Raw genomic sequence first — 12,905 nt, 5'->3', positions numbered from 1 at the left:
CCCCCGTAACTGCCAATCGGCGAAAAACCGGCGCGCGCTCCCCCAACGCGCGCCGGAGTCCGATCCGCGGGAGGGGCGGGTCAGAACCGTTTCGACAGGCGGACGGCGAACAGGCGCGGGTCGAGCGTGAAGATGTTCGCGGTGAGCCCGGTATCGTCGCTGTTGGTGAAGACATCGGTAATCGGGGCATCGTTGAACACGTTCTTGACATAGAACTGGATCGCGAAATCGTCTGCCGGCCGCGCGATCGTCAGCGTCAGGTTGAGGTTGTCCCACGCGCGCAGCCGGTCATATTCGGTATTGTAGACACGCGCGTAGCTTGCGCCCTGGCGGTAGTAATCGCCGCGCAGCGTCGCGCGCCAGTCGCCGAGCGGCAACGTATATTGTGCACCGACGTTGACGGTGTAATTGGGCGCGTTGGGTAGTTCGTTGCCGCTCAGGTCCGCCGCGAAGCCGCGACCGCCATTGGGTCCGTCGACCAGAGGATTGTACTGGGCGGTCCCCAATCGCCGCCACCAGCGCAGGGCTGTTGGCACGGCGACGGCTTCCGACCAGCTGCCGCCGCGCGACGATCCGCCGCACAATGCAGCCAGCGCCTGCGGCGCCTGTTCGGGTGCCAGACCGTTCAGAGCCGCTTCCACCAGCGCGGTCGGCGCGATGCAGTTGGAGGGCACCTGAACGAACGGGCGCACCACCGTCCAGTCGGGATTGCCCTGGGTGCGGTCCATGACATCGATCGAACTTTCGCCGTCGGCGATGCGCGTATTAAGATAGCCGAAATTGGCATCGATCTGAAAGTCGCGGGTCGGTCGCCACGCGGCCTCCAGTTCCACTCCCATGCTCCGCGCGTCAAAATTTTCGTTGAACGAAATACGATCGACGATCTGCGACACCTGATAATTTGTATAGTCATAATAGAAGGCGGTGAGGTTCAGCGTCAGCCGACCATTGTCGAACGAGTTCTTCGTGCCGATCTCGATCGCGTTGACATATTCCGGTTCGAACGTCTCCGGCAGCGGCTGGAACTGCACCACCTCCGGATCGATCGCCACGCGAGGCGGATTGGTGCCGCCGCCCTTGTAGCCGTGCGCAAACGACGCATAGATCAACGTATCGTCCGAGAAGGGCAGGTCGGGTCGCCAATCGGCGACCAGGCGACCGCTGAAGCGGCGCCAGCGCTGACGGATTTCGGGATCTTCGGGGTAGCCGAAAGAGGACGTCCCCCCGGTTGCCTGCCCGATGCCCGGGCCGAAATTCAGCAGCAGCTGGCTGGGTACCGGCGTACCGACCTTGATGTCGTCGGTATAGCGTACACCGGCGGTCAACTTGAAACGATCGGTGACGTCGTAATAGAGTTCGCCGAATGCTGCTTTCGATCGCGTTTCGACCAGATTGCGACTGAGGAAGTAATTGCGTCCCTGTTCGCTAAGCTGGCCGAGTGGATTTGAATCGATGAAGATGCAGTCTCCGGTATCCGTGTCATCATACATGCTGGTGGGCTGGCATGGCCGGGTTCCAATAAAGCCCTCGAAAAGACCGGTCTGATTATAAAAATATTCGGCGATGAATGTGAAAGTATTGTTGAAAACGAAATAATCGTCCTGAGATTTGAAATCGAGGTAATTGGCACCGAAGCCGAAATTGAGCGGGCCGTCCCAGTCGGACTGTAAGCGAAATTCCTGCGAATACTGGCGGCTCTTCGAGCGGCTGAGATCGATCGCCAACACCCGATCGGATGCGCCCAGTTGCGGATCGACATAGATGCCGCCCGGCGTCGGTCCGGCACTGGCATAAGGCATTCCGTAGATGTTCAACAGATTTGGATCCGCCGAGTCCGAGAAAATCGGTCTTGAGGCGAAACGATAATAGTCCTGCGACTGATAGTAACGGTCCCGCGTATAGAGCGATTGCGAGTACAGACGCAGACCTCCGCCCAGTCCCAGTTCCAGATTGAGCTGGAACACATCGTTGGTAGCGCGGAACTTCGGATCGTAGGTCGTCGAGATTTCGCGCAGGTCGCGCGACTGGGTCACGCCTCCATAGGGGTCACCCGGCCTTAGCCCGTATATGGGGTTGAAGCTCGGATCGAACCCATAGATGACCCCCTCCTGGCCAAGGCGAATGTTGGGAAAGCTCGATCCGTTGGGTGCGCCGAAAGCTGCGTCGGCATAGAGCGAACCGGGCAGACAGCCCTGGCTGAGCACCGCGCGCAGCGATTCCGGCACAGCGGTAGCGCCGATCTGCGTCGGACCCGGATCGCGCGTACACAATGCCTTGCCACTGCGTGACCGACTGTCATCCTCCTTGAAATGCTGCCACATGAAGTTCGCACGGAAATTGTCGCTGGGCTCCCATTGCGCGCTGATCCGGGTCGAATACATGTCGCGACCGTTGACGCGCCGATCGGTGAAGCTGTTGTAATCGAACCCCTCGCGATGGGTATAGGCACCCGCCGCGCGGATCGCGAAGCTGTCGGTCAGCGGCACGTTGAGCATGGCCGATGCGCGCATCGAGCCGTAGTTGCCCGCCTCGATCCAGGCGGACCCTTCCAGGACGGTGCTGGGCAGGGCGGGCAGAACGTTGACCACGCCGCCGGTGGCGTTGCGGCCATAGAGCGTACCCTGCGGCCCGCGCAGCACCTCGACCCGTTCGATATCGAAGAATTCCTGCTCGAACAGACGGCTGCGGATCAGCGGCGTCGAATTGAAGCTGACCGCGACCGCGGGGTCGCTCGACGCCGAGATCGCCTTCGTCCCGATGCCACGAATGGTGAAGTTGAAGCTGGAGAAATTGCTCTTGGTGAAATTGATGTTGGGGACCGCCCGGACCAGTTCGCCGCCGCTCTCGATCTTCCGACTGTCCAGCCCATCGCCCGAGATCGCCGTCACCGCGATCGGCACGTCCTGCAGCGATTCCGTTCGGCGCTGCGCCGTAACGATGATGTCCTGCACCACCTCTTCCTGCGCGGGGGCGCTCTGCGCTACCACTGGCCTGCTACCTTGCGCATCTGTCTGCGATACCGGCACCGCGCGCATAACGACGAAGACATTGCCCCGCCGCCGGTAATTGAGACCGGTGCCACGCAGCAAGGCGCGCAACGCGGTTTCGGGATCGGCGATGTTGGTATAGCCGGCCGAGGATTTTCCCTTCGTCACCGATGCGTCGGCCATGATGGTGAAGCCGCTCTGTACACCGAAATCGCGCAAGGCACCGTCCAGCGATTGCGCCGCGATTTGGAAACGCGATTCGGCGGGCCGCGACTGCGCGGGCGCGGAAACGGCGATCAGGCAGGCACTAGCGACGCCGATCATGAGGTAGCGATGATATGCAGACGCGCGCTGACGCATGGTTTTCCCCTCCGATAACAGGGCTTTGCCCTTGTCCGGCGGCATTCGAACGACGCCGCTGCATCACTAGGACGCAACGGCGCTGGTTTCGGGGGGATATTGTCGCGAAAAAATGTTCGGAAACGTGGCTTTGCGTTGCAGCGAAGGGCCGGGACGATGCCATCGCGGGAAGGGCGTCTTGCCAAAATCGTCACCCGCCTATCCCCCCTGTTTCCGCTGCGCCGCGTCAAGCGGGGTGACTGGCGCTTTCGGCGCACCATACAGAGATCGCGGGATCGATGATATATCAAGGCCGCGTGACGGAGTGCCGTAAGGAATGATCGAGCGCCTGGACCATGACGCGAGCAACGAACGGGCCTCGCAAGAGCGCGATCTTGCCGCATGGCTGGCGCATTACGGCCCCGCCTTGCGCCGCTATTTCGCGCGGCGCGTGGGCGATGCCGAAACCGACGACCTGGTACAGGAAGTCTTTTTGCGGCTGCACGCCGCGCGCCGCGAAACGCCGATCGACAATGTCGATCGCTATATGTTCGCCGTGGCGCGCAACGTCCTCATCAGCCGCCACCGCAGCAACCAGGCGCGCGGCGGCGAATACCACCAGCGGCTCGACGTGCTGACCGAGCCGGTAGATCATCTGTCGCCCGAACGTGTGGCCATCGGCAATGAGGAATATGCCCGCGCGGTCCGCGCGATCCTGGCGCTGCCGCCCCGCGCGCGCGCCGCTTTCCAGTTTCACAGGTTCGAGAACATGACCTATCAAGCCATTGCCGCGCGCATGGGCATCTCCCGGGAATCGGTGAAGGAACTGATCCACCGCGCGCTCGTCCGGATTGCCGAGGATATGGAGACGGACGCATGACCGCCCTGTCTCCTCCGGCGCGCGATGCATTGCGCAGCGAGGCGGCCCATTGGCTGGCTTTGCGGCGTTCGGGCGAAATGACCGCCAGCGAGGAACATGAATTCCGCATCTGGCTGGACGCGAGTCCGGCGCATGAGGATGCCTGGCTGCGGATGGAGCGCGTCTGGGCGATGACCGGAGCGGTGGCGGACGATACGCGAATCGTGGCCGCGCGCGCCGAAGACGCACGCACGCACGATCCCGCGTTGCGGCGCTGGCGGATGGCCGGTATCGCCGCAGCGATCGCGCTGACGCTGGGCAGCACATGGGCCGTGCGCGATTCAGGGCTGATCGGCGATTTCAAGACGGCGTCGCTGGCTGACGCCCAGACGTTTCAGACCGGCCTGGGCCAGCGCACGACGCTAACCCTGCAAGATGGATCGACCGTGACGCTGGATACCGCTTCCGAAGTGCGGGTATCGGCTATGGGTTCCACGCGCAGTCTGGCGCTGGTCCGCGGACGGGCCTTTTTCAAGGTCGCCAGAGACCCATTGCGCCCGTTTCTGGTCAAGGCCGGCGACAAGACCGTTCGCGCGCTGGGAACGGCCTTTGGCGTGCGGCTGGACGGCGGTGAGGTGACGGTGACGCTGGTCGAGGGCAAGGTGCGCGTCGAGGAGCCGCGCGCATTCCTGAAACCGGGCCATAGCGCCGAAATGACCGCGGGTGCCGAACTGGTCGCGCGGCCCGACGACAGCTGGACGATCGACCGGGTCGATACGGCGCGCGAAACCAGCTGGCTCGACGGTCGCCTGACCTTCATGCGCGATCCGCTGGCGGAGGCGGTCGAGGAGATGAACCGCTATTCCGAACGCAAGCTTGTGTTCACGGGCGGCAGGATTCCCGACGAACACATCGTCGGGGTATTCCGCGCAGGCGACGTCGACAGCTTTGCCCAGGCCGTCGAGCTGAACGGCTTTGCGCGCATCGTGAAGACTGCTCCGGATCGGATCGAACTGGCCGCAGAATAAATCCGATTTTGATATAGATGGAATTAAAAATCGCACGGGCGATCCCCCCGCGCGACGATCCCCTGCGTCTATGGTTGTGGGAGCACCCGTTCCCACCGACACGGCGCGCTCAAGTGCCGGTCGTGCAAAGAGAGGATCTGTCATGAAAAATTTCAAGACATTCTGTATCGGCACCGTCGCTATCCTGGGCCTGGCCACCGGGGCGTCCGCCCAGACGGTGTCGCCGAACGGGACCTTTACGCTCAGCAATGTGGGGACGATCACCGTTTCGAAAGGGATCACCCTGAATTGCAGCGGCCTTTCGGGCGAGCTCGTCGTCGCGAGCAATGACGCAGAAGTGACCGACCTCAGCCTGTCCGGCGGCTTGTTCGGCCAGTGCGCCAACATCACCTTCACCGACTTCGACTATCCGCTGACCGCCACCGACACGTCGTCCGTGACGATCAACAATGTCGTCGTCGAAGGCATCACCGGCAATTGCGCGGGCAATATCACCGGCGCCTGGAACGATGCGGCCGACACCATCACCTTCACCAATGCCGTGCTTCCCCGGACTTCCGGAACGTCGTCCAACTGCACGATCAATGGAACGATCAAGGTGTCTCCTGCGCTAACCTACACCGTTCCCTGATTCCTTTTCAGTCGTGATAATCGGCACCGGTCGCCGCAGCCAACGGGCGTCATGCCCTCCGGCGGCGGCGTCACCGGTGCCGAAATTCGTGAAGGACCCCGGCGATCGATTGACAGGTGCATGACGGGTGTTGCGCAGGCCGGTTTTTGGCTAAGCCCGTCCGATGGCCGATCTTCCCACGCCCAAGCGCCGCAAGCGCAGCGCCGCACAGGCCCGTGACGAAGGACTGATCGCGGCGCGCGCGCTGCTGCTCGACGGCGGTCCGGCGGCGGTAACTCTGGCCAATGTCGGCAAGGCGATCGGCATGTCGCACACCAATGTCATCCATCATTTCGGATCGGCAGCTGGCCTCCAGACTGCGCTGATGGAATCGATGATCCGCGATCTGGCGGATGCGCTGGGCGACGCGGTCAGCCAGCTGCATACCGACGCTGCCGCACCGTCGATGCTGGTCGAGCGGGTGTTCCACGCATTCGGCGAGGGCGGGGCGGGGCAGCTTGCCGCCTGGCTGGTACTGGCGCGCGAATATGAGCATCTCGAAGTGATCCGACAGGCGGTGCTCGATCTGGTCGATGCGGTGAAGGCACGCGCGCCCGAACTGCCCGACCAGGATTCGCGCATCCCCGGGATCGTGCTGTTGATTGCGATCTGCGCGTTCGGCGACGCTGTGATCGGTCCGCATCTGCGCCAGATGCTGGGGCAGGATGGGGACGCAGCCAAACGCCTGGTCGCCCAGATCCTGCCCCTGCTGATCGTCACACCGTCGGACTGAGGCTGCTCCGGCAAGGTGGCGCCGACCGGATCCCCACCCGGCCAGCCACAAGATCATGTTGGGTGGGTGGACGGGTGAGGAGTCGGCGATACCGCCCGGCGCGCGGAACGAACCTAGCGCACGCGCTTCCAGGTCTGGGTGCGGCACAGGAAGGCGGCGATGCAGCCCTTCACCTTCAGCGTGTTGGCGTCGGCCAGCGTGAGCACGCCCGAATTCGCGCCGTCGCCCGTCTCCGGATCATAGACGGGTCCGCCCTTCCATACGCGCGGGCCGCCGGTGAAGCCGTGCAGCACCCGCGCGCCGAGCAGCTTGCGATCGCGCAGCGCCTTGTTCGGGTTGTTGACATCGCGCTGATCGGGGTTGGCCCGTAAGGGCGCGCCATCGACGACACGGCCGCACAGCGCTTCGCCGCAGCGGTGAATCTCGACGATTCCACCCTGTTTCTGCGTGTTCCAGCGGCCGATGACCGATTGCGCGTTGGCCGCAGGCAGCGCCGCCGGGACGGCAAGCAGTATGGCGAGCACGCCCGCGCGGGGGAGGAGTCGCTTCATGCCGCCGCCTCCAGTCCGAGCCGCGCCTGAGCGCGGGCGAGCAGATCGCGGTCGTCATGCTGCCACGGGTGGAAACCGGGCTTGAAATAGGTCAGCCATAGCGGAAAGATGCGGCGCAGGACGCCATTCGATCCGAACAGATAGGCGATGGTGCGACCCCAGATGCGTGGCCCCTTGATGCCATCGGCACGGTAGAGGTCGGCCATGCTGGCCTTGATCGTCGAAAACAGGATGATGGTTGCAAGGATCATGGCAAAACTCCGCATGATGTAACGCCGCAAACCGGTCAGATCCCTGGTGGCGACCAGGAAGGTGTCATAGGCCACCGCCTTGTGCTCGATCTCCTCGATCGCATGCCAGCTCCACAACCGTTCGGCATCGATCGGCGCGGCAGCCATGTCGGCGCTGTCGCCAGCGAGCAACGCGTGCGCGAGGATCGCGGTGAAATGCTCCAGCGCGCAGGTCGCCGCCAGCTGGCGCTGCTTGCTGCGCTTGCGGGCGAAGTCCAGCACCTTCTTGGTGCGCGCCTCCAGCCGGGCGACGTCGTAGCCGCTGTTGGCGGCGAGCGCATTGAACGCGGCATGTTCGCGGCTGTGTACCGCCTCCTGCCCCAGGAACTGCTTGATCTGGGCCTGCAGTTCCGGCCCGACCTCGCGGCGATAGGCGCGCACGCTGTCCATGAAGAATTTCTCGCCCGCAGGGAAGGTGCAGGACAGCGCGTTGAAGAACGCGGTCGGCACCGGATCGTTGCCGTGCCACCAGCGCGGATGTCTCGCCGGGTCGCGGTTGAATTTCAGATCCCGCACCAGGATGCCATGGGTGGCGGGGGTCAGCGTCGCATGAATGTTCATTCGACTCACTCCATATTGACAATGATGTTCATATAGAAATAGACATCATTGTCAACAGTCGTGGCGGGCGTCGCAAAACCTATCGACTTGCGCGTGATGCCAAAGGGGAGTCTCGTTCATGGAATCCGGGCTCACCCTCGTCGCCCTGCCGTTCGCGCTGGCGGTCATCATGTTCGGCCTGGGCCTCGACCTCACCACCGGCGATTTCGTCCGAATCGCTCGGCGTCCGAAACCCGTCGCGATCGCATTGGGCTGCCAGCTGATCCTGCTGCCGCTGGCCTGTTTCGGCCTGGTGATGCTGTTCGCGCTGCCGCCGGTGCTGGCGGTTGGAATGATGCTGCTGGCGGCGTCGCCGGGCGGAACCGTCGCCAATCTCTACAGCCATTTGTTTCGCGGCGACGTGGCGCTCAACATCAGCCTGACCGCGATCAACTCGATCATCGCCGTCGTCACACTACCGCTGGTGGTCAATCTGTCGATCGCATGGTTCCGGCCGGGCGGCCTGCAACTGGGGCTGCAGTTCGGCAAGACGGTCGAGGTCTTTCTGCTTGTCCTCGGTCCCGTGGCGGCGGGCATGGTGGTGCGCGCGTTCAAACCGGGTTTCGCCCGCGCCATGGACAAGCCGGTCCGCATCGCTTCGGTGCTGATCCTGGCCGGGGTCATCGTCGGGGCGGCGATCGCGAACTACGACATTCTGTTGCGGGTGCTGGGGCCGCTGGCGGGCGTCACCCTATCCTTCTGCCTGATAAGTCTTGGCATCGGTTACGCGATGCCCCGATTGCTCGGGATCGACCGACCCCAGGCGATTGCGAGCGCGTTCGAGGTCGGCATCCACAATGCGACGCTGGCCATCGTCGTCGCGCAGAGCGTGCTGATGCGTCCCGATATGGCGCTGCCCGCTGCAGTCTATGGCGCGTTGATGCTGCCGCTGGCCGCCGCGTTCGGCCTGGTCGTCAGCCAGAGAAACGCCGCACGCAGCTGATCGGCGGCCGGGTCAACGCAGTTCGCGGCGCAGGATCTTGCCGACATTGGTCTTGGGCAGGGGCTCGCCGCGCAATTCGACCACCGACGGCACCTTGTAGCTGGTCAGCCGCTCGCGGCACCAGGCGCGCACAATATCCGCAGTCAGGGTGGGCGATAGCGAATAGACAACCGCCTTGATCCGCTCGCCCTTCACCGGATCGGGCAGACCGACCACCGCCACCTCGACCACGTCGGGATGGCTCGCGATGACCCCCTCGACCTCGGCCGGATAGACGTTGAAGCCGGACACCAGGATCATGTCTTTCAGCCGGTCGATCAGCCGCACCTCGCCGTCGCGGCCCATCACGCCGACATCGCCGGTCGCGAGCCAGCCGTCCGCCGACAGCACTTCTGCTGTGTCGTCCGGCCGCTGCCAATAGCCGCGCATCACCTGCGGGCCGCGCACGCACAATTCGCCCGGTTCGTCGAAGCCGCACCAGCCGCCATCAGGACGACGCATCCGCACATCGGTGGATGGCACCGGCAGACCGACCGTCCCATTATAGCCCATGCGCTGAGGCGAGGCGAGGTCGATCGGCCGGATGCACACCACCGGCGAACATTCGGTGAGGCCATAGCCTTCGACCAGCGGCTTGCCGGTCGCCTCCTCCCAGCGTCGCGCGGTATCGGCCTGGGTCGCCATACCGCCGGCGATGGTGAGTTTCAGCGCGGAGAAATCACGCTGCCGGAATTCGGCATCGTCGAGCAGACTTGCGAACAGCGTGTTCACGCCGGTGAACCCCGCGAACTTCTCCTTGCGCAGGATCCAGGCCACCCGCCTCGTATCGCGCGGGTTGGCGATCAGGATGTTGCGTCCGCCAACGCCCACGAACATCAGCAGGTTCGCGGTCAGCGAGAACACATGATAGAGCGGCAACATCGTGACGTTGGTCAGCACCTCGCCATCGTCGAACTGCGCCAGCGCCCAGGCGCGACCCTGCAGCACATTGGCGACGACGTTGCGATGGGTAAGCATCGCCCCCTTCGCCACCCCCGACGTGCCGCCGGTATATTGCAGAAAGGCCAGGTCCTGCTGATCGATCGCGACACGCCGGAACGTCATCCTGTGGCCCTGCCCGAGCACCTGTTTCCAGCGATGCATCCCCGCGCGGGAAAAACGCGGTGCCTGACGCCCCATCAACAGGCTGACCGCACGCCCCTTCACCGGGCCGAGCATGTCGCCCATCGAGGTGACGACGATATGGCGGAGCTCGCTCCCTTCGCGCGCGGCCAGAACGGTGGCGGCGAACAAATCCATCACCACGATGGCGGTGGCGCCGCTGTCGCGGAGCTGATGGCCCAGTTCGTGCGCGGTGTAGAGCGGGTTGACGTTGACCACCACCGCACCGACGAAAAGCACGCCGAAGGTTGCGACGGGATATTGCAGGCAGTTCGGCATCATCAGCGCGACCCGATCGCCCTTGCCGATGCCGATATGCTGCAGCCATGCGGCGAACGCCTTGGCGTCGCGCAGGATCGCGCCATAGCTGCGCCCCGTCCCCAGGCTGACAAAGCCCTCGCGGTCGGCATAGCGGGTCGCATCACGCTCGAAGAGATCGACCATCGACCCCGCCGCGTCCAGTTCGGCGTCGATCCCGGCGGGTACCCCGGGACTGTAATGCCGCGTCCAGAAGCGATCGGCAAAGAGCCGGTCGACGTCGGCGTCGGTTTCGGTGGTCGGCATGACGCTCATTTTTCCACTATCGCGACGACGCCCTGTCCGCCTGCGGCACAGATCGAGATGAGTCCGCGTCCGCCGCCGCGCCGGTCGATCATCTGGGCAAGCGTGGCGAGAATCCGTCCGCCGGTCGCGGCGAAGGGATGGCCGGCGGCGAGCGAGCTGCCATTGACGTTCAGTCTGGCGCGATCGATCGATCCAGGTGGCTCGGTCCGGCCCAGCCGGTCGCGGGCGAAATCGCCGTCCTCCCACGCCTTCAGCGTGCAGAGAACCTGCGCGGCAAACGCCTCGTGCAATTCGTAGAAATCGAAATCCTGGAGCGTCAGGCCCAGCTTGTCGAGCATCCGCGGCACGGCATAAGCGGGGGCCATCAGCAGTCCTTCGTCGCCATTCGCGAAATCGACCGCAGCGGTTTCCCCGGCGCGCAGATATGCGAGCACCGGCAGGTCATGCGCTTTGGCCCATTCCTCGCTTGCCAGCAGCACCACCGCCGCGCCGTCGGTCAACGGCGTCGAATTCCCGGCGGTAAGCGTGCCGTTCGCTCGGTCGAACACCGGCTTCAGCGTCGCCAGCTTCTCGATGCTCGAATCGGCCCGCAGGTTATTGTCACGCCCAAGGCCGCGAAACGGCACCACCAGATCGTCGAAATCGCCGCGATCATAAGCGGCGGCCATCTTATGGTGGCTGGCGACCGCCAGCGCGTCCTGATCGGCGCGGGCGATGTTCCAGCGCTTCGCCATCGCCTCGCAATGCTCGCCCATCGACAGGCCGGTGCGGGGTTCGGCATTGCGCGGCAGCGCGGGCATGAACAACATGTTCGGGCGGATCGCGGCCAGCGCCTTCACGCGCGCACCGATCGACTTGGCGCGGTTGGCGCGCAGCAGCGCCTGACGAAACCGCTCGTTCACCGCGATCGGTGGGTCGGACGTGGTGTCGACGCCGCCGGCGATGCCGACATCGATCTGCCCCAGGGCGATCTTGTTGGCGACGAGGATCGCCGCCTCCAGCCCGGTGCCGCACGCCTGTTGCAGGTCATAGGCGGGGGTGTCCGGCGACAGCCGGGTCGATAGCAAGGCTTCGCGGGTCAGGTTGATGTCGCGCGAATGTTTGAGCACCGCACCCGCCGCCACTTCGCCCAGCCGCATGTCGGCCAGACCGAAGCGGTCGACCAGCGCGTCGAGCGCGGCGGTCAGCATCTCCAGGTTCGACGCCTCCGCATATGCGGTGTTCGAGCGCGCGAAGGGAATGCGGCGTCCGCCGATGATCGCGACGCGGCGCGGGGTACTGATGCTCAGCATGGCGGCTTCTCCGAAGGATCTGCGTCATAGTTGCCGATCAGGTGGAGCCGCTCGCCCGCAGCGTCGCGCACGGCAAAGCGCGCATCGTGCGGTTCGGGATCGGCGAAAAAGGTGGCGGTGCCCGGCAGGAGGATCGGGGCGCGGAAATCGACGGTGGCCGTAAGTGCCTCAAGGCGCCGGGGCGGCAGTGCGACCGCAAGCGCGCGGGCCTTGGTCCACATGCCATGGGCGATGCGCCGTTTGAAACCGAACAGGCGCGCGCCGATGCTCGATATGTGGATCGGATTGCGATCGCCGGAAATACGGGCATAGCGCGGACCGAGCCGGGCCGACAAATTCTCCCGGGCACGTTGCGTGCGCGCCGCCTTCTCCCCCGCCATCGCCGCGAACGCCGCGCCAACCGGGTCGCGCGCGCCGATCCGCAGATATAGGCTTTCGCTCTCCCAGACAGTCTCGTCGGCAACGGCGACTTCGGCGCGGATGGTCAGCGCCTGCCCGCGGGCATGGGCGCGAAGCGGACCGAAGCTGGCACGCACCGACGGCTGGTCGTCAGACCGCAGCGCGCGGTACTGAACGATGCGGTTGGCGATATGTACCAGCCCGGCAAGAGGGAAGGGGAAGTCGGGACGCAGCATCAATTGCAGGTGCAGCGGAAAGGCCAGCAGGTGCGGATAGGTGATCGGTATGCCGTGATCGGGGTCGAACCCGCACAGCACGCGATAGGCGTCCAGATGCCCCGCATCGATCGACACGATCGGTCGCAGCAATTCGACGTCGGGAAGCGTCGGCGCGCCGTGCGGCCGTTTCGCCAGGGTGCGCAGTCCACCGCGCAGGACTGCGGCGGTCGATAGCGGGCGATCGACCAGGATCGTCTCGGCAGGCATGACC

The 12,905-nt window shown here is 64.5% G+C and carries 11 protein-coding genes; 5 read left to right on the top strand and 6 right to left on the bottom strand.

The window, feature by feature from the left end; translation table 11 throughout:
- Positions 1-80 precede the first annotated feature (80 nt).
- Positions 81-3,347 carry a TonB-dependent receptor gene (locus tag FPZ54_RS10870; protein WP_239019538.1) on the bottom strand — a complete coding sequence of 1,089 codons (3,267 nt, stop codon included), beginning with the start codon at positions 3,345-3,347 and terminating at the stop codon, positions 81-83.
- Between the two features lie 316 nt (positions 3,348-3,663).
- Between FPZ54_RS10870 and FPZ54_RS10865 the strand changes: the two genes are divergently transcribed.
- From FPZ54_RS10865 to FPZ54_RS10850, 4 genes are all read left to right on the top strand, one after another.
- Positions 3,664-4,206: an RNA polymerase sigma factor gene (locus tag FPZ54_RS10865; RefSeq protein WP_145847133.1), complete on the top strand. Its 543-nt coding sequence runs from the start codon at positions 3,664-3,666 to the stop codon at positions 4,204-4,206.
- The gene (locus FPZ54_RS10860) at positions 4,203-5,213 is read left to right on the top strand and encodes a FecR family protein (protein ID WP_145847131.1); all 1,011 of its coding nucleotides are present in this window, start codon (positions 4,203-4,205) and stop codon (positions 5,211-5,213) included. The genes FPZ54_RS10865 and FPZ54_RS10860 overlap by 4 nt, the downstream gene beginning before the upstream one ends.
- A 142-nt stretch (positions 5,214-5,355) precedes the next feature.
- Positions 5,356-5,844, top strand: a complete 489-nt coding sequence (locus FPZ54_RS10855) for a hypothetical protein (protein WP_145847130.1) — start codon at positions 5,356-5,358, stop codon at positions 5,842-5,844.
- A gap of 163 nt (positions 5,845-6,007) precedes the next feature.
- Positions 6,008-6,616 carry a TetR/AcrR family transcriptional regulator gene (locus tag FPZ54_RS10850; protein WP_145847128.1) on the top strand — a complete coding sequence of 203 codons (609 nt, stop codon included), beginning with the start codon at positions 6,008-6,010 and terminating at the stop codon, positions 6,614-6,616.
- A 113-nt stretch (positions 6,617-6,729) separates the two neighbouring features.
- On the opposite strand, the gene FPZ54_RS10845 is transcribed toward FPZ54_RS10850, so the two are convergent.
- Together FPZ54_RS10845 and FPZ54_RS10840 are read right to left on the bottom strand one after the other, a co-directional pair.
- Positions 6,730-7,167, bottom strand: coding sequence for a DUF2147 domain-containing protein (locus tag FPZ54_RS10845; protein ID WP_145847127.1), 438 nt, complete (start codon positions 7,165-7,167; stop codon positions 6,730-6,732).
- Positions 7,164-8,018, bottom strand: a complete 855-nt coding sequence (locus FPZ54_RS10840) for a metal-dependent hydrolase (protein ID WP_145847125.1) — start codon at positions 8,016-8,018, stop codon at positions 7,164-7,166. The genes FPZ54_RS10845 and FPZ54_RS10840 overlap by 4 nt, the downstream gene beginning before the upstream one ends.
- Before the next feature lie 118 nt (positions 8,019-8,136).
- Here FPZ54_RS10840 and FPZ54_RS10835 point away from each other — a divergent pair, with 118 nt between their 5' ends.
- The gene (locus FPZ54_RS10835) at positions 8,137-9,000 is read left to right on the top strand and encodes a bile acid:sodium symporter family protein (protein ID WP_145847123.1); all 864 of its coding nucleotides are present in this window, start codon (positions 8,137-8,139) and stop codon (positions 8,998-9,000) included.
- A gap of 12 nt (positions 9,001-9,012) precedes the next feature.
- Here FPZ54_RS10835 and FPZ54_RS10830 read toward each other — a convergent pair whose 3' ends face one another.
- From FPZ54_RS10830 to FPZ54_RS10820, 3 genes are read right to left on the bottom strand one after another with little or no spacing between them, the layout of a single operon-like run.
- Positions 9,013-10,725, bottom strand: a complete 1,713-nt coding sequence (locus FPZ54_RS10830; RefSeq protein ID WP_222428298.1) for an AMP-binding protein — start codon at positions 10,723-10,725, stop codon at positions 9,013-9,015.
- A gap of 5 nt (positions 10,726-10,730) precedes the next feature.
- Complete coding sequence (locus FPZ54_RS10825; protein ID WP_145847119.1) at positions 10,731-12,017, bottom strand: acetyl-CoA C-acetyltransferase; 1,287 nt, start codon at positions 12,015-12,017, stop codon at positions 10,731-10,733.
- On the bottom strand, positions 12,011-12,901 hold the full coding sequence (locus FPZ54_RS10820) for a MaoC/PaaZ C-terminal domain-containing protein (protein WP_145847118.1): 891 nt from the start codon (positions 12,899-12,901) through the stop codon (positions 12,011-12,013). Before FPZ54_RS10820 ends, FPZ54_RS10825 begins: the two co-directional genes overlap by 7 nt.
- Positions 12,902-12,905 lie beyond the last annotated feature (4 nt).

Source organism: Sphingomonas suaedae (assembly GCF_007833215.1).
GTDB lineage: Bacteria > Pseudomonadota > Alphaproteobacteria > Sphingomonadales > Sphingomonadaceae > Sphingomonas > Sphingomonas suaedae.
Note: the sequence above shows the minus strand (reverse complement) of the source record. Positions and strands in the feature narration are given on the sequence as shown.